The sequence below is a fragment of the Marinococcus luteus genome, from assembly GCF_034497705.1.
Lineage (GTDB): Bacteria > Bacillota > Bacilli > Bacillales > Marinococcaceae > Marinococcus > Marinococcus luteus_A.
Map to the genome: position 1 here is coordinate 12,421 of NZ_JAXRUV010000012.1, position 25,962 is coordinate 38,382.

A 25,962-nucleotide genomic window follows, 5' to 3' on the forward strand; every position below is an offset into this window, starting at 1 on the left:
AAAAGCGCTTCCTGCGTTCAGCAGAAAGCGCGAATATTTAACTGTCCTGATCAGAAATGGTTATACGTCTTTATGATGGAACGGACATTTTCCTTCTATCGGCTTAATATCGTCTCCAATGAAAAACTGCTTCCACTCATTGTGCGTCGGATCGCCGAAATGGCTGATGTCCGGGTGGGTGGGGAGGTTGTCCCATTTTTCCACGCGCGACCGCACCTTCTCTCTCGACATAATGCCGCCTTTTTCTGTGCCTTCGAGACCTTCAAAAATAGCCCGGGGCTGAAAGCCGAGAATCAAACTATTTCCCAGGTCTCTCGTTTTCCGCTGTTTATAGGCCGGGGCGTTACCGAAAACAAAAACAGGCTCGCCGGCAAAATGGTAATCCCAAAGAAAATGATCAGGATCCTTTGGCTTGTCTCCCGGCCAGCTGTACCGGTCCTGTTCATGCAGATGCTGCAGAACGTCCCAGAAATAAGAACGATAATAATCGACGGACTGTTCGTGTGTTTCCGGCTCGACGAAAAGGAAAAGGCCGTGCCGGGTAAAGGGCGGTTCATTCATTAAATGCAGAAAGCTTTCAAGCACATCGCCAAGGTGATCCCACTGATCATGAGTAATATAAGAGTAGCGGAGCTCTCCTTTTCGCTGGGCTTTCATGCCAAAAAAACAGGGGAACTCCGGGTTGGTTACAACACGCTTAAAGGTCTGGTATTCCTCCTGCAGCCAGGAGGGAAGCTCATTGGACGTTTCCATGTCCTCTTTCGTCAGCAGGTAAGGGCTGTTCGTTTTTAACATACTGCTGCTCCTTTCATTCAAAAAGTCAAGGGCGCCTGCCTAGTTTAAAAAAGCCTTCAGCCAGTGCAGCATCATTGCCGGCTGAAAGCTTATATAAAAAGGTTTAGCTGCTGCTGTTCTCCACGGCATTGGTAAGCGTGTTAAATTCCTCGTCGCTCAGTTTGATGCCGGCTGCAGCAATATTATCTTCAAGGTGGCTTACTGTGGACGTTCCGGGAATTGGCAGGATAACGTCAGAGCGCTTCAACAGCCATGCAAGCGCAAGCTGGGCTGGTTTCGCATTGTGTTCCTCTGCGAGCTGGGCCAGCGGTCCGCCTTCCTGGGCCAGTTCCCCGGTAGCAAGAGGGAACCACGGGATAAAGGCAATATTATTATCAGTACAATAGTCGAGCATTTCTTCGGATTCACGATTGGCCAGGTTATAGCGGTTTTGCACAGAAGCAATGGAAGTCACCTTTTGCGCTTCTTTAAATTGCTCTGTATTCACTTCACTGAGTCCAATGTGACGAATTTTTCCTTCCTCCTGCATTTTTTTGAGCTCGCCTACCTGATCTGCAATCGGCACTTCAGGGTCTACCCGGTGCAGCTGCATAAGGTCGATGCGTTCAAGACCCAGATCCATCAGGTTCAGCTCCACCTGCTGACGCAGGTATTCCGGACGTCCCACCGGGCGCCAGTCATTCGGTCCTGCACGGGTGAGGCCGACCTTTGTCGCGACCGTCATGTCATCATTGTAGGGATGAAGAGCTTCTTTAATGAGGCGGTTGGCTGTGAACGGGCCGTAGGCATCTGCCGTATCAATAAAGTTCACTCCGAGCTCTGATGCCCGACGGAGCACACGGACGGCTTCATCAGGGTTGGATGGTTCCTTCCATACTCCTTCACCTGTTAGCTGCATGGCGCCATACCCTAGACGGTTTACCTCTATATCGCCGCCGATCCGGAATGTGCCGGCCTGATCTGCGGTAATGTTTGAATTACTCATATATGAGCCTCCTTCGATGAAAACAAAAGTTTGTACACCTTAATCATCATACCCGCGCCGGGGTCTTTTTAATCAAATGCTTTTCCTCAAAAGAATAATAGCTGACAGGAAATGCATTTATATTAAAAAAGATGAAAGAAAGGTAGTTTTCGAGCGGGCACGTAAAGGTATAGAACAGAAGACGCATGAAATTATTCTCAGATCTATTGAGTAATATTCAACAGAGAAGGGCGTGTAATGGATGAATTCTTCATGGATTGAAATTAACGTAAAGGCTGTACGAAACAATATTCATCAAATTAAAGACCGGATGCCGGATAAATTTTTTGCAGGCATCGTTAAAAGTAATGCCTACGGCCATGGACTGGTGCCGATGGCCAAGTACATTGAAAACGAAGTTGATTATTTAGCGGTAGGGGTGGAGGAAGAAGGCGTTGAACTGCGAAACAATGGCATGAAGGCTCCCATATTAATTTTAGGTCCTTATTTCAACGCAGAAAGTGTAATCGATTACAATCTGACGCCAACCGTTGATACGATTGAAAAGATGAAAAAATTAAATGAAGCGGCAGAGAAAAAAAACGTGGAGGCATATCCCTTCCATTTGAAAATCAATATTTCTTTAAACCGTTTCGGTCTGGATGAAAAGGATTTAAACTCATTTCTGGAGGTTTACCAGGCATTAAACTCAGTAAAGATGGAAGGTGTTTACTCTCATTTTGCCGCAAACAGGCATGCAGAAAAGATTATTTCTCAGAGTAACCGCTTAAAGCAGTGCGTAGAAATCATCACGAAAATTTACCAGATTCATCCCACTTACGTGCACATGGCTAACAGCGCGATAGCTGTCAAACATCCGGATCTTGGCTTTAATATGATACGTATTGGCAATGCCATGTTCGGCCAGGCAGCGAGCAGAAATGGTCTGCGTTTTGAAGAAACGTTTGAGCTGAAAACACCTCTTCTTGAAACGAGGGAAATTGAAGCAGGAAGCACAGCGGGCTATGGGGACACAAAGCCGTTGGATGAACCAATGACTGTCGGACTTATTCCGCTCGGAGAAGCCCACGGCTTTAACTTTGCCCGTGAGAAACAGTCCGATACGTTAAAAAAGCTCGCCTTTAACATTCTGCGGGATGTGCGTTCCTACGTCCGTCCCCCGGCGAAAATATTTTGGGGAGAAGACCCGGTTTCGATAGTAGGTAAGCCGAGTTCGCAGTTTTCACTGGTGGATGTCACAGGGAAATCAGTCAGCGAGGGAGATGCTTTAACGGCAAGAGTTTCAATCATGAATGTGCAGGAATCCATTGAACGGAAGTATATAGAATAACAGTAAAAAACGACCCGCGGCCTCCAATCAAAGGAGACCGCGGGTCGTTTTTTTATGAATTGATAAGCTGCTCCAGCACAGAAGCATTTTCCGCGAGGCCATCGGAAGGCCAGCTTCTTCCCTCCAGGAGACCGAGGGAAAGCGATTGCATGCCGGTGATGTAATAGTTATCTGAGATCGTTTCACTGTAGGATTCCCCGTTTGCCAGTTCAATAGAGACTTTACACGGTTGTTCTGTCGGCACAAACGCCTGGTGGGCCCGAAGTACACCTTTCGTTCCAACCACCTCGTAATCGTTTCGGAGCGCCGCATTCATACCGGAGTCGAAATGGGCGAGCCTGCCGTCGGGAAATGTAAGAATTCCTGCTGCTGCCCAGTCACTGCGTACGTTTTCATGAAATGAATAAAAAGCTTTCGCTTGCTCTGGTTCCCCCATAACTTGACGAATGGCATGAATACAGTAGCAGCCGACATCATACAGACTTCCGCCCCCGTCAGCCTGCGAATGAAGCCGGATGTTGCCTTCGGTACGCTGCAGCGGGAAAGTGAACGATGAGCGCATCGTCACCACGTCTCCGATCGCATTACCTGCAAGCATTTTTTGTACAAGCTGGTGCTGGGGGTGGAACCGATACATAAACGCTTCCATAAACTGAACACCGTGTTCTTCGCAGGCGTTTTTTATTTCCTCGGCCTCTGCCTGTGTCAGTGCCGCCGGCTTTTCGCATAATATATGCTTCTGCTTTTCGGCAGCTTTGATGCTCCATTCTTTGTGCAGATGGTTGGGAAGAGGAATGTAGACTGCATCGATGTCCGGGTCTTCAAGCAGAGCATCGTAGCTTTGATACACGTTCGGAATATTAAAAGCTTCAGCGAGTTCTCCGGCTTTGCCGCTGCCGCTTGCGATCGCATATGCTTCGGCGTTTTCCGTATGCTGCAGTGCAGGCAGCACCTTTCTTCTGGCGATATCGGCTGTGCCTAAAATTCCCCATCGAATAGTTTTCATCAAAAATCCTCCTAATTAATTACAAAATGCAGTCTCGTGACCACATTGTACACTATTACAACAGAAGCTGCCTGTCATGCAGCAGAAGCTGGTGTCCGTGCGGTTAAAATATTCCCTGCAAAAGAAGAGCCGCTGCCAGGAAAAATCCACACAGGACGGTGCTCTTAATCGATGCACCCATAAGTGGTTCATAGGATTCGGAAGGGTTGGTATCTTCGAGGGCGGCATATGCCTTTGCGAGCGGCCAGGCAGAGGCGATGGCAATCAGCGCATACCAGGGGAGAGATCCGACGAGAATACCTAAGGGGACCGTGAGCATAGCAAGAAGGGTAAAGGCTTTCGAGAGAAGCAGTCCTTTCCTTTCCCCGAGTACGACAACGAGCGTATTTTTTCCGGAGTCACGGTCAGCACGCCAATGAAGAAAATGATGATTGTAAAGGACCATCGTAGTTAATATGCCTATCGGCAGAGAGAGGAAAAAGGCCCGAACGTCAAAAAATCCCGTCTGCACGAAATAGCTGCCCATTACGGGAAGCACCCCGAATGAAAGCAAAATAGCGACTTCCCCGTATCCTTTCCCCCGGTAACCAAACTTAAAAGGAGGAGCTACATAAAAATAAGCAAGCAGTCCGCCGGCGGCAGCTAGTATCAAAAGCGGCCATCCTTTGGCAATACTTAAAATGAAACCACATAAAAGAGCGATTGCCAGGAAAGCCCATGTAACAAATGCGAATGTTTCTTCAGAGACCCGGCCTCCTGTCAGCATGCCGGAATTTGTAGAAACATCGTTTGCCGTATCCTGTGCCTTTGTATCGACACCGTTACGGTAGTCCCACAAATCATTCACCATGTTGGAAAACAGGTGGGCGCTGAATGCTCCGATCAGTGTAATAATAAACCAAAGCGGCTCAAAGACCCCGTTCCATGCGAAAGCCCCAAGTGCTCCTAACAGGACAGGCATCAGCATAACGGACAAAAAGCTTGCCCGCGCGGCCTCCAGCCAGAAAGAAATTGTATGTTTCATAAGCATCGTCCTCTCAACGCGAAATAAGCATAAAGAAATGAAATAAAACTGCTTATGAATTATATCAAAAAGAAAAGCCGAACACCTGATTAGTGTTTTATGTTTAATGTGCTTTCCTAAAGATTTAATTTACTATTTATCAAGATGCCCATTAGCACTAGAAGTATTTCGACAGTTTTTATTCTAGAAACAGTTAACTTATATTGAAAACGAATAGATATATAACCCGAAGGTATTTCACTTCGAGGAAATGTTTCTATAAAGTTTGTTGTAAGCGATTACACCGGGAGGGATTTAATTGAAAACACTAACGAGATTTTCGACCAGTCTAGTGCAACGCTATCTACCGGATCCTTTTCTTTTTGTGCTTATTTTGACTATTGTAGTTTTTTTGTCAGGATTGTTTCTTACTCCCAGTACCCCGATCAATATGGTTACTTATTGGGGGAGAAGGTTTTTGGGATCTATTAGAATTTGCGATGCAGATGGTTCTTGTATTAGTAACTGGATATGTTCTTGCGAGTAGCCCTTTTTTTAATCGTTTGCTTAAAAGGACTGCTTCAGTAGCTAAAACGCCAGGACAAGCTATAGTATTGGTGACTATAGTAGCCTTGACAGCTAGTTGGATTAATTGGGGTTTTGGCCTAGTCATAGGAGCTTTGTTTGCAAAAGAACTTGCGAGGAAAGTACCTAAAGTAGATTACCGCTTGTTAATTGCCAGTGCATACAGTGGATTTATAGTTTGGCATGGGGGCCTTGCCGGTTCCATCCCTTTAACAGTTGCAACTCCGGATAACATTTCAGAGGATACAATTGGTTTAATATCGACAAACCAAACGATTTTTTCTGCTTTTAACCTGGCTATTGTGGCTGCGCTTTTTATTGTTGTGCCAATTGTTAATAGGATAATGTTGAATCAAAAAGATGCTGTGACGATAGAGCCAGCACTGCTTGATGATAAAGCAGCGACAACTCAGACTTCAACAGAAGTCTGGACACCGGCTGAAAAACTGGAAAACAGCAGATGGTTCGCCATGATTATAGGAGGTTTTGGATTAGTTTTTCTAGTTTACTATTTTTTCACAAATGGATTTCTATTGGACTTAAATATTGTGAATTTTATGTTCTTAACATTAGGCATTTTGTTTCACGGAACTCCAAAAAACTTTTTAAACAGTGTAGCGGATGCTGTAAAGAATGCTGGAGGCATTATTATCCAATTTCCATTCTATGCAGGTATTATGGGAATGATGGTTACCTCTGGTCTTGCAGTACAAATTTCAGAATGGTTTATAGCATTTTCCACAGAAGCAACATTCCCACTTTTTTCTTTTCTTAGTGCCGGCATAGTTAATTTCTTTGTGCCTTCCGGAGGAGGACAGTGGGCTGTTCAAGCTCCTATTATGCTTGAGGCAGGAGCAGCACTTGGTGTTGATCCTGCGAAAACAGTAATGTCTGTTGCTTGGGGAGATGCCTGGACGAACATGATACAACCATTTTGGGCTTTGCCAGCACTTGCAATTGCCGGTTTACGCGCTAGAGACATTATGGGATTTTGTGTATGGATTCTTGTGATTAGTGGAATTGTTATAGGTGCAGGTTTGACTTTTTTATAAAATTTAATAAAGTACAGATTTTTTTCACTATTACGCAAAAGCTTCCTCCACAAATGAAATCCATGCCTGGGCGGCCTGCGTCTGATAGCTTTGCTTCCGCCAGATGAGCGCAAGCCGCCAGTGCAGTAATTCATCGTCCACTTTGAGCACGGAAACATTTGTGGTATCTGCTTTATGGACAACTGTTTCGGGAAGAAGGGCGACGCCTAGTCCCGCCATCGCACTCTCAAACAAAAAGTCCCACTGGGAGCTTTCATAAAGAATTTCGGGTTCAAAGCCGGCCTGGATGCATGACTCAAAGACCCGGTCGTACAGAGCAAACCCCTGCTGAAACATTAAAAAGGATTCATGTTTTAAATCCTGCATTTGTATGCTTTCGCAGCCGGCAAGTGGATGATCCAGTGAAGTAACGACGAGAATCCTCCGATCGATAATTCCGCGAATCTCAAACTGTTCTTCATCCACTGGAAGAATGGCTACACCTACATCGATATTTCCTTCGAGCAGGGACTGTTCCATAATTTTCGCGCCTTCTTCGACAATGTGCATGCCGGCGTCCGGATAGGCAGTGCGGAAGTCGGCAATAATTTCGGGGAAAAAGCTGGAGCCGATGACGGGCGGGAGCCCGAACGTAAAGCTGCCTTTTTTATGAAGCTTAATTTCTTCTGCTTCCTGCCACAAATCCTCTGCGCTACGGAGTACTTTCCGAGCGTGCTGACGGATAATTTCGCCTTCTTTTGTAACTAAAAGATGCCGGGTGGAGCGGTCAAGCAGACGGAGGCCGATTTCTTCTTCAAGCTGATGAATCGTTTTGCTTAAAGCAGGCTGTGAAATATGAAGCTTTTCGCTGGCCCGGGAAAAGCTTAGCTCCTTGCAGACTTCGAGGAAAAAACGAAGCTGTTTGATATCCATGCGCCACCTCTTATTCCATTTAGTAATAAATTTATATTATTTATCTATTTTACTTATGAAAGCGCTATTAGTAAAGTGGAAGTACCAATTAAAGGACTGAAAGGGGTTCATACAATGACGAAGATACAGACGTCTTTTGAAGAGAGCGTTGCCCGCATTCAGGACGGTGCTACGCTGATTGTCGGAGGATTCGGCCTTTGCGGTATTCCGGAAAAAGCCATTCAGGCACTGGCTGAAAAGGGAACGAAGAATTTAACAGTAGTCAGTAATAACTGCGGCGTCAACGACTGGGGTCTTGGACTGCTGCTGGAAAATAAACAGATTAATAAAATGGTGGCTTCCTATGTAGGAGAAAATAAAATTTTTGAAGAGCAGTACTTAAACGGGGAACTCGAGGTGGAACTTGTGCCTCAGGGGACACTTGCAGAGCGTATCCGGGCAGGCGGCGCAGGTATTCCCGGCTTTTACACGCCGACCGGGGTAGGAACTCCGATCGCCGAAGGCAAAGAGCATAAGGTTATCGGCGGCAGGCAGTGCATCCTTGAAGAAGCTATTCAGGGGGACGCGGCGCTTGTTAAAGCGTGGAAGGGCGATGCCTACGGAAACCTCATTTACCGGAAAACAGCCCGTAATTTTAATCCGCTCGCGGCAGCAGCAGGGAAGTTCACCATCGCAGAGGTGGAAGAGCTGGTTGACGTCGGTGAACTCGATCCGGACTTTATCCACACGCCGAGCCTGTACGTTCAGCACCTGCTTGTCGGAGCATCGTATGAAAAACGCATCGAACGAAAAACGGTCCAGCAGGCACAATAGGAGGAGGAAAAGAATGAGTAGTCAAAGAGAAAACATTATACAACGGGCAGTAAAGGAAGTCGAAGACGGCACGATTGTGAATCTTGGCATTGGCATGCCGACAATGATCGCCAACTACATTCCGGCAGATAAAGATATCTTTCTTCACTCCGAAAATGGTCTGCTCGGCATCGGGCCGTATCCGGAGGAGGAAGACGTTGATGCGGATCTGATTAATGCTGGAAAAGAAACAGTAACAGTGAAGCAGGGAGGTTCTTTCTTTGATAACGCGGAATCCTTTGCTATGATCCGCGGCGGCCATATTGATCTCGCAATTCTCGGGGGCATGGAGGTTTCCGGGCAGGGAGATCTTGCGAATTGGATGATTCCCGGGAAAATGGTCAAAGGCATGGGCGGTGCCATGGATATTGTGCAGGGAGCGAAAAAAGTAGTTATCATCATGACTCATACGAACAAAGAAGGGGAATCGAAAATTCGGACGGAATGCGCTCTGCCGCTGACTGGGGAAAGGGTAGTAAGCAGGTTGATTACAGATATGGCCGTCTTTGATTTCACGCCGTCGGGCATGGTGTTGAAAGAAGTATTGAACGGAGCAGACGTGAAAACAGTGGAACAGTATACAGAAGCGTCTTTTACAATTGATGAAGCTCTAATAGACCGGGAGGGGAAACAATGAAGATGGAAGAGGTTCTGATTGGGGGAGCGGTACGGACGCCGGTCGGCGGCTTTATGGGCAGTTTAAAGGATGTACCGGCTGTAGATTTGGGCGCGCTTGTGATTGAAGAAGCGCTTGAACGTGCCGGTGTCCCGAAGGAAGAAGTAGATGAAGTCATTATGGGAAACGTGCTGCAGGCAGGTCTTGGGCAGAACCCGGCAAGGGTGGCTTCTTTAAAGGCCGGTCTTTCTGAAAATGTACCTGCTATGGCCATTAATAAAGTGTGCGGGTCCGGTTTGAAGGCTGTCCATTTAGCGGCTCAGGCCGTGTTGACCGGCGATGCGGAAATCGTCGTTGCCGGCGGGATGGAAAACATGAGTCAGGCTCCGTACCTGCAGATGAACGCGCGCAGCGGCTTTGGGATGGGGGACCAGAAGCTGGTTGACAGCATGCTCCACGACGGACTGATGTGCGCGGTGGAAAACTATCATATGGGTGTGACAGCAGAAAACATCAATCATGAGTACGGCTTTACACGGGAAGAACAGGATACATTCGCCGCAGCTAGTCAGCAGAAGGCAGCGGCAGCGAGAGATAATGGGATGTTCAAAGAAGAAATCGTGGCTGTCCAGGTGCCTCAGCGAAAAGGAGATCCCCTGTCAGTGTCAGAAGATGAACATATCCGAAGTGACACGACAGTGGAAAAGCTGAAAAAATTAAAACCGGCGTTTCAAAAAGATGGAAGCGTGACCGCAGGAAACGCTTCCGGAATCAATGACGGGGCAGCCGCCGTTATTGTGATGAGTGAAAAGAAAGCGAGGGAACTTGGCATTACAGGCATGGCCCGGATCACCGGCAATGCCAGTGCTGCCGTGGATCCGAGCGTGATGGGACTGGGACCGGTTCCGGCCATCCGCAAAGCCTTAAACAAAGCGTCCGTCTCGATGGAAGACATCGATTTGATTGAAGCAAACGAAGCGTTCGCCGCCCAGTCACTTGCTGTGCAGAGAGATTTGAATATCGATTCGAATAAATTGAATGTAAATGGAGGGGCGATCGCGTTAGGGCACCCGATTGGGGCAAGCGGCACAAGAGTTTTCGTGACCCTGCTTCACCAGATGAAGCGCCAGCAGGTGGATACAGGACTGGCGGCGCTATGCATCGGAGGCGGCCAGGGCGTTGCTACCATCGTGGAAAGAGTTTAAATAAATACGTTAATATGGGCAAATATAAAACATCTCCGGGCCGGCGCATACTCATCGGCTGCCGGGGATATTTTTTTCAATAAAGGTTCCGAGACTATTGAAAAAATCTGCAGGGCCGTTACCATTTAATCAGAAACGTCAACCGCGATAACGGGGTGGAAAAGATGAAACATTTAGAAGGGCTGGAACATATTTACGACATATTATTTGGGAGTCTTCACCATTGTGTGGTCATTGTCGATGAGCAGGGGGTCATCACGTATATGAATGAATGCTACTATGATTTTCTCGGCACAAGTAGCGCAATAGCGGTCGGCCGCCATGTAACTGAGGTGATTGAAAATACACGCATGCATATCGTAGCTGCTTCGGGAGAAGCAGAGAAAGCAAACATGCAGTACATTAGAGGTAATTATATGATTGCCGACCGCGTACCTTTATATGATGATGGCCGTATTATTGGAGCGCTGGGACTGGTCATGTTCCGGGATAGAAAAGAATGGGCGGAGATGAATCAGCATATTAAAACATTAATGCTGGAACTCGAATCGTATCAAAAGCAGGTGGAGCAGCTGAATGGCACATCTTATTCCCTGCACGATGCGATCAGTGTGTCCCCGGAAATGGAAGAAGTAAAAAGAAACGTGCGTAAGGTAGCTTCAAGCGACGTATCTGTACTTTTGCGTGGGGAGACGGGGACCGGTAAAGAATTATTTGCCCAGGGCCTGCACAAGCTGAGCGAAAGAAGCACGAAGCCCTTTGTGAAAGTGAATTGTGCTGCCATCCCTGGTGATCTGCTTGAGTCGGAGCTGTTTGGCTATGAGGAAGGAGCTTTTACCGGTGCAAAAAAAGGAGGCAAGCCGGGAAAATTCCAGCAGGCTGACCAGGGCACCATTTTTCTGGACGAGATAGGGGATATGCCGCTGAATACCCAGGTGAAAATTCTTCGTGTGCTTCAGGAGGGAGAGCTTGAGCCGCTTGGTGCACAAGGTCCGCGGCAGGTAGACGTGCGGGTGATTGCTGCTACCAATCAGCCGCTCGAACAACTGATAGAAAAGCAGCAGTTCCGGGAGGATTTGTACTACCGGATTAATGTTATTTCATTTACGGTACCTGCTCTGCGTGACCGTCCGGAGGATATTCCCCTGCTCAGCAAATTTATGCTTCAAAAAGTTACGGAAAGACTGGGCAAACGAATTACGGCGTTCGATCAGCAGGTGCTTGACCGCTTTTTAGATTACTCGTGGCCGGGGAATGTACGGGAACTCGAAAATACGGTTGAAGCAGCCGTGCATCTCGCTGAAGGAGAAACAATTCATCTGAGTGACCTTCCTGCACGCATGACGGAGGTGCGGCAGGCAAACCGGGAAAGCGGAATAAAAACATTGAAACAAGTAATTGCTGAAGCAGAAAAGGAAGCGGTAAAGCAGGCGCTAAAGGAAGCGGAGGGCGACAAGCGGACAGCCTGCGACCTGCTTGGAATAGGAAAATCCAGTCTCTACAATAAAATCATGAAATACAGCCTGGAATAACAGCTGTTTTTTCCATGTTTGCGGAAACCATTCCATTGTTTTGGAATGGTTTTTATTTTTTAAGCTTGTTCCCGTGAAAGAATACATTAGCGACGGGGATTTGAAGCAGAAAGCATTCAAATGAATCTTGGCATGGTTTTTGCAAATATTATAGACAGTAAACGAATTTGAAACAGAATTCGTTTTTGTAAGCGATTACTTAAAAATTTATTCAGGAGTGATACAAATGGTTAAAGGTAGAGTGGTATTTATTACAGGTGCAGCAAGCGGCATAGGCCTTTCAATCGGAAAAGCATTTGCCCGGCAGCACGCGAAGGTAGTACTGACAGATATCGATAAAAACAAAGTACAGATTGCTGCCAGTGAGATCGAAGATGAAGGCTTCACCTGCATCGGACTGCCCTGCGATGTTACCAATGAAGACGCGGTGGACGAGGCTTTCGCGGAAACGCTTCAAGTGTTTGGCCGGGTGGATATTCTCATAAACAACGCCGGAATGCAGTACGTGGCAAAGCTTGAGGATTTTCCAACCGAAACATTTGAAAAAATGACCAAAATTATGCTGACAGCACCTTTTTCCATGATGAAAAAAGCGGTTCCGATTATGAAAGAACAAAAGCACGGCCGAATTATTAACATGTCGTCGATCAACGGCGTAATCGGATTTGCCGGAAAAGCGGGATACAACAGCGCAAAGCACGGGCTGATCGGGCTTACAAAAGTAGCAGCTTTAGAGGGAGCAGAGCATGGAATCACAGTAAACGCCCTCTGCCCGGGCTACGTCGATACCCCGCTCGTCCGTAATCAGCTGGAGGATCTGGCGGCAGACCGGGGTGTCACTTTAGAAAAAGCACTGGAGGAGGTTATTTATCCGCTCGTACCGCAGAAGCGTCTGCTCGATCCACAGGAAGTGGCAGACTATGCTTTATTTTTAGCCGGGGACCAGGCGAAAAGCGTAACCGGGCAGAGTGTATTAATTGATGGAGGTTATACGGCGCAGTAGTCTGCGTTTGTTTAAGATAGAAAAGGAGGTAAAATAATGCTTGGAATATTATTAGGCTTAATTACATTAATGGTTCTCGCCTACTTAGGCTGGTCCATCATCTGGGTGGCTCCGGTGGCAGCAGGTATAGTAGCACTTACCGGCGGACTCGATCTGCTTGATGCGTATACGGGCACATACATGAGCGGCTTCGTCGATTTCGCGCAAGAATGGTTTCCGGTATTTATGCTCGGTGCCGTCTTCGGAAAACTGATGGAAGACACCGGAATGGCACGCTCTGTCGCTGTAGCGCTGACAAAGCTCATTGGGAGGAATCGGGCGATTTTAGGCGTCCTGGTGGCTTCTGCGGTGCTTACATACGGCGGTGTCAGCTTGTTCGTGGTTATTTTCGCTGTATATCCGCTTGCTCTTTCCTTATTCAGGGAAGCAAATATCAGCAGGAGGCTTCTGCCTCCAACGGTGGCTTTAGGGGCATTTACATTTACAATGACAGCGCTCCCGGGCACGCCGCAGATTCAAAACCTGATTCCGATCGAATACTTTCGTACAAGCGCGACGGCTGCTCCTTTAATGGGGCTTATCGCAGCAGTAGTAATGGCTGTGGGAGGCTATCTCTATTTACGGTGGCGTGAAAAACAGATGACGGCTAAAGGAGAGCTTTTCACCGAACCTAAGGACAAAAGCATGATGGAAAAAGAAGAGAAGGCACCACCGTTCATGCTGTCGATACTTCCGCTGATCACAGTGCTTTTAACACTGAACCTCCTCGGATGGGACATTGTGGTGGCGCTTCTGACAGGCATAGTACTTATTATGCTTCTCAATCTGTCTAAATTTAAAAAGTTTGTGCCTGCCGTTAACGGAGGAGCAAGCGGCTCCGTGCTTGCCATCATCAATACGAGTGCTGCTGTTGGTTTTGGCAGTGTAGTAAGGGAAGTGCCGGGATTTGACCAGTTAACCTCTATGTTGATGGGATTGCGCGGAAATCCATTAATTTCCGAGGCTGTGGCAGTTAATATTCTTGCCGGATCGACAGGATCCGCGTCTGGAGGAATGGGGATTGCACTCGAAGCGCTGGGGGAAGAATACTACCAGATAGCGATGAATACAGGAATTGACCCTGAAGCATTCCACCGTATCGCTTCACTTTCTTCAGGTGGACTCGACGCTCTTCCTCACAACGGAGCGGTGCTGACCCTTTTAACAATCACAGGCATGAGCCATAAAGACAGCTATAAGGATATTTTTGTTGTCGCTGTATTGATTCCGATCATTTCCGTTATTGTCGTTATTCTACTGAACACGATCGGTATTCTGTAATAAAGAAGAAAAAGACGTTCTGTAGATTTACAGGGCGTCTTTTTAACTTAAAAGTTAGGTATTTTATCATAACTTTTGCAAACGTTTGCTCAAATTTATTATCTTTTAAATAATTTGTTATTGCAATTAATAACGATTGTAAATATAATAAGATTAAATTTGAAAGCGATTTCATAAAATTATTTATGCAAACGTTTGCTTTCTTAATTTAGAATAGGGGGAAATGACATGAAGAAAAGACTTAGATGGCTGGCGATTCCTTTCTTAAGCGGAGCAGTTATACTCACGGGATGTGCACCAGACAGAGACGGAGGTGCTGAGGAAAACGGCGGCAGTTCGGGGAATGAAGAGCCTGATAAACCAGAAAGCTTAAAAATATGGGCAAATGATGATGACCGGCAGGTAAACGCATATAAAGAAATCACAGAAAATTTCACTGAAGAAACCGGTATTGAAGTTGAAATTGCACGCCAGGACTTTGATGGACAAACAGAAAAAATTTCTTTGGACGGCCCCGCAGGCAATGGTCCCGATTTATTTTTTCAACCGCATGACCGGATTGGCGATATTCAGCTCCAGGGGCTTGCCTCCCCGTTGGATGCAGAAGATGAAAGGCTGGAGGAATACCAGGAAGAAGCGGTACAGGCAATGACATACGACGGAGAGCTTTATGGAATTCCGTCGGTAACAGAAACTTACGCGATGCTGTACAATAAAGAAATTTTGGAGGAGCCGCCGGAGACTCTGGAAGAACTCGAAGAGGCAGCCGAAGAGCACACGGATGCCGGTAATGATGAGTATGGATTTCTTATGGAAGCAGCCAACTTTTATTTCACCTATCCGTTTGTAACAGCTTACGGGGGATACGTTTTTGAACAAAATGAAGACGGTACCTACAATACGGAGGATATTGGACTTGCCACTGATGGAGCTGTAGAGGGCGGAGAAATGATCGGTTCATGGTACGAAGAGGGCTATATCCCTCAGGGAATAACTGCAGACGTGATGAATGGTTTGTTTGAAAGCGGAGACGTTGGGGCAGTAGTCAGCGGACCATGGTCTCTGCGGGGGTATGAAGAAGCAATAGGTGAAGAAAACCTTGGAGTAGCAACTCTGCCAACGACAGAGGACGGTGAAGAACTAACTTCATTCTCGGGAGTAAAGGGATGGATGGTTTCTAATTTCGTCGAAGAGGACCGCAAATATTGGGCGGAAGAGCTGGCATTATTTATGACCAACGAAGAAAGCTCAAAAACATATTTTGAAACTGCTGGAGAAGTCCCGGCGAATACAGCAGTCGTAGAGTCAGATCTGATTCAGGAAGACGAATATTTTGCGGGATTTGCTGAGCAAACCAGACATGCAGAGCCAATGCCAAATGTACCGGAAATGACGCAGGTGTGGGATCCAATGGCAGATGCTCATGAATACATCGCAGAAGGAGCCGCTGCAAAAGAAGTGCTTGAAGAAGCTGAAGGCGAAATAGAGCAGGAAATTGAATTGCAAGAATAACTATAGGCTTTCAAATGATAACGCGGGCTTTTGAACATATCTGATGGCCCGCGTTTAATATTTACACAGGAGGTTCTTATGCAAAATGAAAGGGCACTTTCACATAATAATAAACAGTCCCGGCACAGTGTACGTCTCGCTGTACTTTTAAGTATCATCCCTGGGGCAGGGCAATGGTATAACAGGCGATGGATTAAAGGAACAATTCTCTTTTTTATGGCGGCCGCATTCATTATCTCTTTTTTTCAGTTTATTAGTGTAGGACTTTGGGGTTTGCGCACACTTGGTACTATTCCTGGGCTTGATGATTCCCGGGCATTAATTATTCAAGGAATACTATCATTGTTTTTAATAGTGGTCGGAGCAGGATTTTACATTTTTAACCTCGTGGATGCCCGTCAGGACGCTGTCAAGATTTCTGAAGGCTGGGTCCTTCCCTCGGTAAAAGAAGCATTTAAAAACTGGTGGGATGCTATTTTTCCGTATGCGCTTATAACGCCTGGCTTTTTACTGCTTATATTTGTCGTCGTTTTTCCACTGCTCTTTATGATATTACTCGCTTTTACTAATTACGACCGGTACAATGCACCGCCCGGAAATCTGTTGGAATGGGTGGGATTTGAAAACTTTCTAAACATTATCAATGTACCTATTTGGCGGGAAACTTTTATATCTGTACTTTCCTGGACACTCGTATGGACATTTGTTGCTACTACTCTTCAAATTATACTGGCCCTGGTGTTAGCTGTGTTTGTAAATGATGAAAGAATAAAGGGAAAAAAGTTGATCCGAACGGTATTTATTCTTCCGTGGGCAGTACCTGCCTTCGTGACGATACTTATTTTTGCAGCGTTGTTTAATGATAATTTTGGGGCCGTCAATCAAGGAATCATGGAACCATTATTTGGGCAGAGTGTCCCATGGCTCACAGATCCATTATGGTCCCGCACGGCTCTGATTATGATTCAGGTATGGCTCGGTTTTCCATTTGTATTCGCTTTATTTACGGGGGTTCTGCAAAGTGTGTCTAAAGAATGGTACGAAGCAGCGGACGTCGACGGCGGATCAAAGCTTCAAAAATTTCAATTTATCACTCTGCCCCACGTATTATTTGCTACGGCACCTCTTTTGATCATGCAGTATTCGTTTAATTTTAATAATTTTAATATCATTTACTTATTTAATGAAGGCGGCCCGGCAGTGAGAGGGCAAAATGCCGGAGGAACGGATATATTAATTTCCTGGGTTTATGAACTTACTTTCCAGAATAATATGTTTAACATGGCGGCAGCCATATCATTAATTATGGGTCTGATGATTGCAGCATTTGCTATTCTTCAATTCAGACGCACAAAATCATTTCAGGAAGAGGGGTAGAGGTAATGTCGGCACGTATGAAATCCCGTTTGGAAGTAACCGGAATTTATGCAGTGATAGCTGTAATGTTCGTCATTATTTTTTATCCGCTGCTTTGGACCTTTGGGTTGTCTTTGAACGAAGGCACTAACCTGTATTCTTCGAGCATCATTCCAAAAAACCTTTCATTTGAGCATTACATTTGGCTTTTCACAGATCCCGCAAGTAATTATGTGACGTGGTATAAAAACACGCTTATCGTTGCCGCTACGGTTTCTATTGTAGCTACATTTTTTGTAGCTTTGACCGCATATTCATTTTCAAGGTATCGTTTCCGTGGAAGAAAGTATGGCATATACACATTTTTAATTCTACAAATGTTTCCTGTTTTAATGGGCATGGTTGCTCTATACATTTTATTAAACACGGTAGGGCTGCTGGATTCACTTTTAGGACTGATTTTGATATATTTAGGCGGAGCGATACCGATGAATGCGTTCCTTGTAAAAGGATATTTTGATACAATTCCTAAGGAATTGGATGAATCAGCAAGAATTGATGGAGCAGGGCACTTCTCTGTATTGTTCAAAATTATGCTCCCGCTTGCAAAGCCAATACTCGCTGTAGTGGCATTATTTAATTTCATGACGCCATTTATGGATTTTCTGCTGCCAAGCATTATACTAAGAAGTGAAGAAAATTTTACGCTGGCGCTTGGTTTATTTAATTTTGTTAACGACCAATTTTCAAATAATTTCACTCGCTTTGCAGCTGGTTCTGTATTAATTGCAGTGCCAATTGCAACGGTTTATTTACTTTTACAGCGGTGGTTAATTTCAGGGCTCACCTCTGGAGCAACAAAAGGATAAACCATGAGAGCTGGCAGGAAAGAGGGACCCCTAGTGGCTGTAACGATAAAAGATGTGGCAAAACGTGCGAATGTAGCGGCGTCTACGGTATCGCGGGTCATTGCTAATAGCTCTAAAATTAGCCCCGGCACAGCACGCAGGGTTCGTGAAGCAATCAAAGAGCTTGATTACAATCCAAATTACCATGCCAGAAGCTTAGTTAAAAACACAACAAACACTATAGGAATCGTGATGCCGAGGTCGGCCCAGTCGACATTTCAAAATCCCTTCTTTCCAGAAGTAATCAGGGGGATTACGTCTGAAATACATGATAAGGATATAGGATTGTATCTATCCACAGGGCAGACGGAAGATGAAATTTATAATGAAGTGGTGAAAATGGTAGTGGAAAGCCGGGTGGATGGAATTATTCTTTTGTATTCTCAAGAGAACGACCGCATCATGCCTTTTCTATTAGAGAAAAATTTCCCCTTTGTATTAATTGGACGTCCTTCTAAACAGTTAAACCAAATATCCTACGTTAATAATGATAATGTGAAAGCAGGGGGAATGCTCACAGAATACCTGCTGCTCCTTAATCATAAAAAAATCGGTTTCATCGGTGGAAATGAAAACTCGATGGTAACGAAAGATCATTTAGAAGGATATGTAAACGCCCTGGCGAAAAGATCGGTTCCATTCCGGGAAGAATATGTTGTTTATCGGGAAGAAATTAAAGAAGGCGGACAGGAAGCAGCTATCGAATTAATGTCACTTTCGAGCCCGCCCACTGCAATAATTGCTGCAGATGACATGATGGCTTTTGGGGTACTGCGAATGATCCAGGACATGAACAAAAAGGTGCCAGATGATGTTTCCATTGTCAGCTTTAATAATTTTATGCTTTCTGAGCTCTCCGCCCCGCCTCTTACTACAGTGGATATCCACATATTCGATTTAGGGGCGCGGGCAGCGGAGAGCTTAGTGAATTTAATGCATTCAGGCAACAAAGATATTCAGCACACAATCGTGCCGCATCATTTGGTTAAAAGAGACTCGTGCACAGTATGGGATTAAAGAGAGGCTTTTGTCCGGGCCCATCATTGTACGAATAAATAACGCTTTGCTACTGAACAATAAATGATTAAATAAGCATAAAACCCCTCTGGCTTCTGCACAGAGGGGTTTTTCTGCCCTAAATTAATGTTATTCACTATTCGTATTTCCTTCTGGCGGAATAGGGTGAGCCTGGAAGAACGAGGCCAGATGCCATGTGTTGTAGGCAAGCATCTTTACGTGTTTTTTTGTAAACGCGTTTTCCTTTCCGTGACCGTCCATATAGGAGGGGCCCGGTCCGGCTTCACCTACCCAGTAAGCATCCACATTTGGGGGTATGACAAAGCCAATGTGGGAAAGCCCGTACAGGATAGACGCGGAGGCGTGCTTTGCCCCGTCTTCATTTCCCGTAACGACCACGCCCCCGACTTTATTGTAGTAAACGGCCTGGCCGGAGGCGTTAGTTTCTCCGCTGCTGCCATAAAGCCGCTCAATGGCGAGCGTGGCCAGACTGCTTTTTTCTCCCAGCCAGAGGGGTGTTCCGATAATAACAATGTTTGCCTTCTGCACTTCTTTAAAGATTTTCGGCCACTCGTCTCCATTCCCCATATCACCGCTGATGCCATAGGGAATATAATAATCAGCAAGACGGATGGTCTTTGTTTCTGCACCTTTACTTTTTAAAATATCGAGAACTTCATCCGAAAGAGCTTCAGTGTGGGAAGGCTCTGGGGAACCTTTCAAGGAAGCGTTGAGTACCACTGCGTATAGACGGCTCATGAAACATCTCTCCTTGTTATTCATCGCATAGATGAAAGTGTGGTACAAATCACGGCTGGATGAAATGACTAAAATGATCAACAGTGAGAAGCGAGCACGGAAGAAAGGGGAATCTGTTTCTTGCGGCAAAGAAGGACCGGGGCTTTCACTTCTCCAATGGATGCTAATAAATCGTTCACCGCCTGCTCGTCGGTGAAAAGGTTCTTTTCTCTGAAAGAAATATGATTTTTTTCAAGCGTTTCCCGCCAGTGCCAACAGTCCTGACAGCCGTCAATGGTGTAAAGTGTCACCATTGGAATCCCCCCTTTTATGCTATGATACAAGTACCAGGCATGGACGTCCGTAAGATAACTTACATTTTATAGAAAGAGAGGGCAGAAAAGCATGGATAAACTTTCAGAGATTTCTCAGATCAGCTTGTTCGAAGAACTGAAAAAGGATGAGCTTCGTACGATCGATAAAATGAGTGAAATGCGCCCAATCAAAAAGGGAGCAGTTATCGTTTCCCCGGAAAGACCTATCCCGGCCCTTTTTTTATTAAAGCAGGGCCAGGTGCGGCTGTACCGGATGAATCATCAGGGCCGCCAGTTTACAGTGGATATTTTGACGAATGGGAATATTTTTGGGGAAACGAGCTCCATTTCATTAACAGACGAAAATGTATACGCTGAAGCTATGACGGATACCTACGTGTGCATTATAAATGTGGATGAGTTTGAACTATTCATTGAGCGGCATCCAAAGATTGCGCTGAAGCTGATCAATATATTGTCCAACCGGCTGAAGGAAACCTACTCCATGAGTGAAAAAATCGCGTTATCAGATGTGAAGTACCGGATTTTGTTTCTGCTGTTAAAGCTGAGCGAAAAGGAAGGCAAGCGGCATCATGAGTGGCAGTCCATTGAGATGAAATTAACACATGCGGATATTGCAAACATGGTGGGGTCTACAAGGGAAACGACGAGTGCGGTATTGAGCTCATTTAAAAAGCAGGGGATTATTAAACAGGAAGGCTTTCTATCCATTAATGCAGACAGGGCTTACAAAATATTGGATGAAATATGAAGCGGCAAATGAATGTTGCTTTTGATAAACATGTATAACTATACCCTTTATACAAGAAAAAACCCGCCCGGTTCGTGTGTTTAATGCGACTCGGGCGGATTTTGTGTTTTGAGATCTGATTAAAGAAACTCAGCCTTCGATTAACGGATTGAGCGTGGTGTAGTGATAATCCGGAGGCAGCTGAAGCTCCTCTGTTGGCTGTTCACTTCGGTTGATCCAGGCCGTAGTGAAGCCAAATGCTTTAGCGCCGCTAATGTCCCAGCCGTTGCTCGATAGAAAGGTAATTTCATGACGAGGTACGCGGGCGGTATCTAAAATAAGCTGGTACGATGCCGGGGAAGGCTTGAATTGTTTAATGTCATCAACACTGATGATGTGATCGAGGTAGTCGTTTAACCCAGCCTGTTCAAGCAATGGCTCGAGCATGTCTCTTGACCCGTTACTGAACACGATCAGGGTGGCAGACTGGTCTTTGAGCTTCTGCAGTACATGCATGCTTTCTTCAAAGAGCGATAAATGATTGTAGGCCTTCATCAGCTTTTGTTCAGTTTCCTGGGTCCATTCGGCATGATGGGCAGCTAAAGAGAACCGAAGCGCATCTTTTGTAACAGAGGAAAAGGGTACATATTTTCCCATGGCCTGACGGAGAAAGGAATACTGGATCTGCTTTTGTCTCCAAAGCTGGCCGATGCTCTCCCCATGTCCGGGGAAATACTCCTCGCAGGTGGTATCGACTGATTGAATATTAAACAGAGTTCCATAAACGTCAAAGGCAAAAATGGAGTTTGCAGACATCGAAAGGCTCCTTTTCAATTTATATTTTCGAAGTAAACATAGTTTAAAAGGCGGGCGGCCGTTTTACAGTCCAAATGAAGTCATGCCGCCGTCAATGTAAATGTTCTGGCCGTTGACATAGCTCGACCCGGGAGCAGCCAGATACAGGACAGAGGTTTTGAGTTCGTCGAGACGGCCGGTACGCTGGACCGGGGTGCGCTGTTCAACGGAGTGCCGGAAGTCGTCGTCTTCAAGGGATTCGGCATTGAAATCTGTTTTAAAGAACCATGGGCTGATCGCGTTCACCGTAATACCGTACGGGGCAAGCTCGCCCGACAACTGTTTGGTAAAATGGATAAGGCCTGCCTTGCTCGGGCCATAGACAGAACTGAAGAACAAGCTTACGCCGCCGGCAACCGAAGCCGTATTCACAATGCGGCCGTAATTAGCTTTTTTCATGTGGGGAACGACGGCCTGGGTCATTAGAAAGGCAGACTTCAAGTTCGTATTGAACACGTGCTCCCAGTCTTCTTCGCTTATATCTTCCACCTTACCATAAGCGGCGGTGCCGGCATTATTAACAAGCACGTCGATCCGGCCGAAGTCGTTCATTATACGTTCCACTGTCTCGGACACCTGATCTTTGTCCGTCACGTCGCAGGTGAGAGGAGTCACTTCGGCATTCGTTTCGTTGCTGATTTCATCAGCTGCTTCTTCAATTTTGCTTTGGGTACGGCCGAGAATAACCACGTGAGCTTCAGCGCCGGCGAGTGTTTCGGCCATTGCTTTTCCAATGCCGCTGCCGCCCCCGGTGACAACGGCCACCTGGCTGGAAAGAGAAAATAAGTTCATAGACATACTATCGATCCTTTCATTTTTGGTTCTAAAGAAAATAGAAAAAGAGAAAAACAGGAATACCCTGTCCGGATACCCCTGTTTCTATTCATTCAATCCACGGGTTTTTATGCTTTGGCCCAATTTGCCTGCATATCAATGTCTGCAGCTACCATCGTCGTAAAGACCGGGCAGCGGGCGTCAACTTTTTCCTGAAGTTCCTGGATGCGCTCATCGGACTCGCTCGTGTGCACTTTTGCGTTGACTGTGATGGTTTGAAAATAAGGACGTACATCGCCTTTGCCCATCATACCGTTGGGATCGAGCTCGCCTTTAACATCAAACTCAATACCCTGAAGATCAAAATCGATTTCTTTCGCCACAAAGTTGGCAATCGCATTTTCGCATCCGGCTAACGAAGCAAGCAGCGTACCAAGTGGGTTCGCTCCTTCATCGGTACCTCCCATGCTGGATGGTTCGTCGATGACGATCTTATGATCTCCAGCAGTGCTTTCAGTGTTCATTCCTTTAGATACGGCGCTAATGTGTTCAATCATGATAAAAATCCTCCTAATGAATAATTGGTGCTGTTCGTTGTATTGCCTTCAACCTATGGCCTGAAACAGGGGGTGTAATATAGATTACATTTGCTTTTCCCGGTGATTTGTATTGTCTGGAGAGGGACTCATTCATCTGTTCCAATATTTTGGCCATGCCTTTTTAGGGCTTGTCAGGAGAAAGGCCGAGCCATCGTTTTACGGGCTCGCGGAAGTAATACGTGATGCCGATTAATAATAAAAACAAAGCTGCGGCAATGATGAATATAAAAATATTGCCCGAAGCAATACTGGCACCAAGAAAGCTGTAGGCAAATGTTCCGGGGATCATCCCGAGAACGGTGGCAAGAATGAATGAAGAAAAACGCACTTTGGCGATCCCCCCTGCGTAGCTGAGTAAATCAAAGCTCACAATAGGAATGAGACGCAGAACAAAAATATACAAGAATCCGCGTTTTTCCATCTGACGGAACAGCTTTTCCGACCAGGAGAAGCTGTCCATTTTTAATACGGACCTGCCAAACAGCCTGGCCATCACATAGCCTGTGGATGCGGCTCCCGTTGCCCCGATAATGATATAAAGAACACCTGGCCAGACACCGAAGGCAAGACCTGCTCCAAGCGACAGTACAGAGGTCGGGAAGAAGACAAACGGACCGATAGTGTAAATAAAGAAGAAAATAATCGGCCCCCACCATCCAAACGACAATACGAAGTCACGGATATCGGGCGGACGGATCTCCAAATGAAAATGAGTGAAGTAAGAAACGGTGCCGAATGCCAATAAAACTAAAACAATTTTCAGCCAGCGCGGAAGTGGGAGCACAAGTCTTCATTCCTTTCGAAACACAGGTGTACCAAGTGGTACCCATTATAAAAGCATTTATACCTTTAGTAAGCGGAGAATACTATTGTTGAAACAATGTATCACGGTGGAAAGTAATTATTCAAAGCATACGTACCAAAATGTAAGGGAACTTACACAATATTTAAAATTGGAACAAGATGCATAGTAAGCTAGCTTACATTAATATTTATACACAAAGGATACAATGAACATAACAAAAAAGGAGGGGTCGAAATGGGAAGAACAGTTCTCTTTGGCAGTCTCGGCGGTATTGCAGGCGGAATCTTATTTGGGATTATTATGCAGACAATGGGGCAGATTGAAATGCTGTCAGCAATGATGGGATCGTCAGGTCTTCTTGCAGGATGGATAGTTCATCTAATGATCAGCATCGTGTTCGGTGCCGGCTTTGGGTTGCTCGCGCTCCGGTTTTCCTCTCTTATTAGTTTGACGGTTTTATATTCGGTCCTGATTTGGATTATTGGCCCTCTTGTAATGATGCCTTTGTTAATGGGGCAGGGAACGTCTCTTTTACAGGCATTCGCTCCTGCCCAGTTAATGGGACTCGCCACCCACTTCTTTTATACGGTTGTCGTAGCGGTTGTGTATGCACTTCTTGTAAAAGCCGCTCACAGAACAGAAGTGAAAACCACTGCAGCTTCAAAATAACAGCGGGACAAAGTGATAGTGAATATGTATAGAAGCCTTGGCTAGCTCACGCCAAGGCTTCTCTATGCAGCCCCCCGCCCGGGCACGAGCCTGGAAAACGTGTATGAAATCTAATGCATAGCCTGTTTCTCGACAGGGTCCTTGAATAATATTGATTAATATTTCCATTTTTTAATTCTGTGATCAACATTTGTTTTCAAAACCGTAACATTAGAGAAAAAATTCTTAAGTTAAAAAGCAGTCTTATCATCAGCTCTTAAGGGAAATAAAGATGAAGGGGAGAAGTCATTAAAGGAGCGTATATTATTATGAGCAACCACCACGATATGGATGAGCTGCTGCAGCAGTTGGAAGAGGACTACGTTCAAGCTGTGAAAAGCAATGAAAGCAAAAATATTGAGGACTTTATTGAACAGTTTTTGTATGATTCCTGGGCATATAACGAAAATAATATAGAAAATATCAAAAGTGTTTTAAGCCGTTACACGAGAAATGAAATTTATCAGGCTACGTTCAGCGGTTCATTTAACGAAATGGTTGAGCATCTGCAGCAAAAATTGAAGCAGCTTGATCAAAGCGGAAAGTACCCCGTCGTTCAGACAAATAACGGAGCTTCCGTGCTGATAGCTTTTGTGGACGGCTTGATTATCCAATACTATGTAGGAATTTATAGTGTAAGCCAATTAAGAAGCATGACGCCTTTTTTCAAGCGCCTTATTCTTGAAGCTTTGAAGATGGAAGTCGATACGAAGAAATAGGAAAAGCCATGGCGTCTGCAGCCGTGGCTTTTGTACAATAAATATGTGTAAACACGGGCACTGGTTTATAACTATCTGCCGGTAAAATAAAAAGAAGCAAAGGATGTCTGCTGTGTATATGTTTGAATACGAACTTGAGCGCAAGCAGAACACATGGGCAGCGCCTCCCCAAATCCTTCACCTGGATAGTTTAACCGGATCCAAACGGTCCATGGGGATTATGGGAATAGGAGCTGTTCTGATTCTTATCATCCCGGGAGAGGCTTTGTTTGGCTTCGTCCTTCGTTTTCTGAACTTCCTGTACAGCTTCCTTGCCTTCCGTTTGCACAGTGTCCTCAATCTCTTCGCTGGCTTCTTTGGCGGTGGCGGCGATTGTCTTCGATTCCTGCTGAATTTGTTGAAGCTGCACAATGAGATCTCTGCCGTATTTTTCATAAATCGTCTGCAGTTGAACAACTGTCGTTTTAAAGAGCTTAAGGGAACGCTGGAGTCTGTTTTTTACTTCTTCCATATCAATGCCTTCACCGGCGTCCCGGGTACGGGCTCCTAAGTTTTTATTTTCGGCGGTTTCTTTTTCTGGGCTGGATGACCTCACTGTAAGCCAGGCAATGCCGCTTCCAACAATGACTGTAGACAAAATCGCAAGCGGAATGGCGTTTTGTTTAGACATATTCGTCATTGGTACCTCCTTTTAAATGTAATTTCTTTGC

26 protein-coding genes and 1 pseudogene are annotated in these 25,962 nt (G+C 45.7%); 15 read left to right on the forward strand and 12 right to left on the reverse strand.

The window, feature by feature from the left end; all coding sequences use genetic code 11:
• Nucleotides 1-60: 60 nt before the first annotated feature.
• On the reverse strand, nt 61-795 hold the full coding sequence (locus Q9M42_RS14505) for a YqcI/YcgG family protein (protein WP_322527176.1): 735 nt from the start codon (nt 793-795) through the stop codon (nt 61-63).
• Between the two features lie 103 nt (nt 796-898).
• On the reverse strand, nt 899-1,780 hold the full coding sequence (locus Q9M42_RS14510) for an aldo/keto reductase (protein WP_322527177.1): 882 nt from the start codon (nt 1,778-1,780) through the stop codon (nt 899-901).
• Between the two features lie 241 nt (nt 1,781-2,021).
• Between Q9M42_RS14510 and alr the strand changes: the two genes are divergently transcribed.
• Nucleotides 2,022-3,110 carry an alanine racemase gene (gene alr, locus Q9M42_RS14515; protein WP_322527178.1) on the forward strand — a complete coding sequence of 363 codons (1,089 nt, stop codon included), beginning with the start codon at nt 2,022-2,024 and terminating at the stop codon, nt 3,108-3,110.
• A gap of 52 nt (nt 3,111-3,162) precedes the next feature.
• On the opposite strand, the gene Q9M42_RS14520 is transcribed toward alr, so the two are convergent.
• Nucleotides 3,163-4,116, reverse strand: coding sequence for a Gfo/Idh/MocA family protein (locus Q9M42_RS14520; RefSeq protein WP_322527179.1), 954 nt, complete (start codon nt 4,114-4,116; stop codon nt 3,163-3,165).
• A gap of 103 nt (nt 4,117-4,219) precedes the next feature.
• On the reverse strand, nt 4,220-5,140 hold the full coding sequence (locus Q9M42_RS14525; RefSeq protein WP_322527180.1) for a prenyltransferase: 921 nt from the start codon (nt 5,138-5,140) through the stop codon (nt 4,220-4,222).
• Between the two features lie 298 nt (nt 5,141-5,438).
• On the opposite strand from Q9M42_RS14525, the pseudogene Q9M42_RS14530 reads away from it, so the two are divergent.
• A pseudogene (locus tag Q9M42_RS14530) lies at nt 5,439-6,756 on the forward strand (short-chain fatty acid transporter).
• A 30-nt stretch (nt 6,757-6,786) separates the two neighbouring features.
• On the opposite strand, the gene Q9M42_RS14535 reads toward Q9M42_RS14530, so the two are convergent.
• The gene (locus Q9M42_RS14535) at nt 6,787-7,668 is read right to left on the reverse strand and encodes a LysR family transcriptional regulator (protein WP_322527181.1); all 882 of its coding nucleotides are present in this window, start codon (nt 7,666-7,668) and stop codon (nt 6,787-6,789) included.
• A 114-nt stretch (nt 7,669-7,782) separates the two neighbouring features.
• On the opposite strand from Q9M42_RS14535, the gene Q9M42_RS14540 reads away from it, so the two are divergent.
• The 10 genes from Q9M42_RS14540 to Q9M42_RS14585 all read left to right on the forward strand — a co-directional run bounded on the left by Q9M42_RS14540 (nt 7,783) and on the right by Q9M42_RS14585 (nt 18,989).
• Nucleotides 7,783-8,481, forward strand: coding sequence for a CoA transferase subunit A (locus Q9M42_RS14540; protein WP_322527182.1), 699 nt, complete (start codon nt 7,783-7,785; stop codon nt 8,479-8,481).
• A 13-nt stretch (nt 8,482-8,494) separates the two neighbouring features.
• The gene (locus tag Q9M42_RS14545) at nt 8,495-9,157 is read left to right on the forward strand and encodes a 3-oxoacid CoA-transferase subunit B (protein WP_322527183.1); all 663 of its coding nucleotides are present in this window, start codon (nt 8,495-8,497) and stop codon (nt 9,155-9,157) included.
• The gene (locus Q9M42_RS14550; RefSeq protein WP_322527184.1) at nt 9,154-10,341 is read left to right on the forward strand and encodes an acetyl-CoA C-acetyltransferase; all 1,188 of its coding nucleotides are present in this window, start codon (nt 9,154-9,156) and stop codon (nt 10,339-10,341) included. The genes Q9M42_RS14545 and Q9M42_RS14550 overlap by 4 nt, the downstream gene beginning before the upstream one ends.
• A gap of 164 nt (nt 10,342-10,505) precedes the next feature.
• A complete protein-coding gene (locus Q9M42_RS14555) occupies nt 10,506-11,873 on the forward strand; it encodes a sigma-54 interaction domain-containing protein (protein ID WP_322527185.1) in 1,368 nt (455 codons plus the stop codon).
• 226 nt (nt 11,874-12,099) lie between these two features.
• A complete protein-coding gene (locus Q9M42_RS14560; protein WP_322527186.1) occupies nt 12,100-12,876 on the forward strand; it encodes a 3-hydroxybutyrate dehydrogenase in 777 nt (258 codons plus the stop codon).
• Nucleotides 12,877-12,912: 36 nt separating this feature from the next.
• Nucleotides 12,913-14,196 (forward strand): GntP family permease, encoded by a 1,284-nt coding sequence (locus tag Q9M42_RS14565; protein ID WP_322527187.1) that lies wholly within the window; start codon nt 12,913-12,915, stop codon nt 14,194-14,196.
• A gap of 228 nt (nt 14,197-14,424) precedes the next feature.
• Entirely contained in the window at nt 14,425-15,708 is a 1,284-nt protein-coding gene (locus tag Q9M42_RS14570; protein ID WP_322527188.1) for an extracellular solute-binding protein, read from the forward strand.
• Between the two features lie 78 nt (nt 15,709-15,786).
• Entirely contained in the window at nt 15,787-17,085 is a 1,299-nt protein-coding gene (locus Q9M42_RS14575) for a sugar ABC transporter permease (protein ID WP_322527189.1), read from the forward strand.
• A 5-nt stretch (nt 17,086-17,090) separates the two neighbouring features.
• A complete protein-coding gene (locus Q9M42_RS14580; RefSeq protein WP_322527190.1) occupies nt 17,091-17,933 on the forward strand; it encodes a sugar ABC transporter permease in 843 nt (280 codons plus the stop codon).
• Nucleotides 17,934-17,966: 33 nt separating this feature from the next.
• Entirely contained in the window at nt 17,967-18,989 is a 1,023-nt protein-coding gene (locus Q9M42_RS14585) for a LacI family DNA-binding transcriptional regulator (RefSeq protein ID WP_322527191.1), read from the forward strand.
• A 129-nt stretch (nt 18,990-19,118) separates the two neighbouring features.
• Here Q9M42_RS14585 and Q9M42_RS14590 read toward each other — a convergent pair whose 3' ends face one another.
• Both Q9M42_RS14590 and Q9M42_RS14595 read right to left on the reverse strand, forming a co-directional pair.
• Nucleotides 19,119-19,748: a flavodoxin family protein gene (locus tag Q9M42_RS14590; RefSeq protein WP_322527192.1), complete on the reverse strand. Its 630-nt coding sequence runs from the start codon at nt 19,746-19,748 to the stop codon at nt 19,119-19,121.
• A 77-nt stretch (nt 19,749-19,825) separates the two neighbouring features.
• Complete coding sequence (locus Q9M42_RS14595) at nt 19,826-20,041, reverse strand: glutaredoxin domain-containing protein (RefSeq protein ID WP_322527193.1); 216 nt, start codon at nt 20,039-20,041, stop codon at nt 19,826-19,828.
• A 91-nt stretch (nt 20,042-20,132) separates the two neighbouring features.
• On the opposite strand from Q9M42_RS14595, the gene Q9M42_RS14600 reads away from it, so the two are divergent.
• Nucleotides 20,133-20,813, forward strand: a complete 681-nt coding sequence (locus Q9M42_RS14600) for a Crp/Fnr family transcriptional regulator (protein WP_322527194.1) — start codon at nt 20,133-20,135, stop codon at nt 20,811-20,813.
• Between the two features lie 129 nt (nt 20,814-20,942).
• Here Q9M42_RS14600 and Q9M42_RS14605 read toward each other — a convergent pair whose 3' ends face one another.
• The 4 genes from Q9M42_RS14605 to Q9M42_RS14620 all read right to left on the reverse strand — a co-directional run bounded on the left by Q9M42_RS14605 (nt 20,943) and on the right by Q9M42_RS14620 (nt 23,804).
• Nucleotides 20,943-21,608 (reverse strand): haloacid dehalogenase type II, encoded by a 666-nt coding sequence (locus Q9M42_RS14605; protein WP_322527195.1) that lies wholly within the window; start codon nt 21,606-21,608, stop codon nt 20,943-20,945.
• Between the two features lie 63 nt (nt 21,609-21,671).
• The gene (locus Q9M42_RS14610) at nt 21,672-22,445 is read right to left on the reverse strand and encodes an SDR family NAD(P)-dependent oxidoreductase (RefSeq protein WP_322527196.1); all 774 of its coding nucleotides are present in this window, start codon (nt 22,443-22,445) and stop codon (nt 21,672-21,674) included.
• Nucleotides 22,446-22,549: 104 nt separating this feature from the next.
• The gene (locus Q9M42_RS14615) at nt 22,550-22,978 is read right to left on the reverse strand and encodes an OsmC family protein (protein WP_322527197.1); all 429 of its coding nucleotides are present in this window, start codon (nt 22,976-22,978) and stop codon (nt 22,550-22,552) included.
• A 163-nt stretch (nt 22,979-23,141) separates the two neighbouring features.
• Nucleotides 23,142-23,804, reverse strand: coding sequence for a TVP38/TMEM64 family protein (locus Q9M42_RS14620; RefSeq protein ID WP_322527198.1), 663 nt, complete (start codon nt 23,802-23,804; stop codon nt 23,142-23,144).
• A 255-nt stretch (nt 23,805-24,059) separates the two neighbouring features.
• On the opposite strand from Q9M42_RS14620, the gene Q9M42_RS14625 reads away from it, so the two are divergent.
• Both Q9M42_RS14625 and Q9M42_RS14630 read left to right on the forward strand, forming a co-directional pair.
• Nucleotides 24,060-24,494 (forward strand): hypothetical protein, encoded by a 435-nt coding sequence (locus Q9M42_RS14625; RefSeq protein WP_322527199.1) that lies wholly within the window; start codon nt 24,060-24,062, stop codon nt 24,492-24,494.
• Nucleotides 24,495-24,802: 308 nt separating this feature from the next.
• Complete coding sequence (locus Q9M42_RS14630; RefSeq protein ID WP_322527200.1) at nt 24,803-25,252, forward strand: hypothetical protein; 450 nt, start codon at nt 24,803-24,805, stop codon at nt 25,250-25,252.
• 190 nt (nt 25,253-25,442) lie between these two features.
• On the opposite strand, the gene Q9M42_RS14635 is transcribed toward Q9M42_RS14630, so the two are convergent.
• On the reverse strand, nt 25,443-25,931 hold the full coding sequence (locus tag Q9M42_RS14635) for a hypothetical protein (RefSeq protein WP_322527201.1): 489 nt from the start codon (nt 25,929-25,931) through the stop codon (nt 25,443-25,445).
• Nucleotides 25,932-25,962 lie beyond the last annotated feature (31 nt).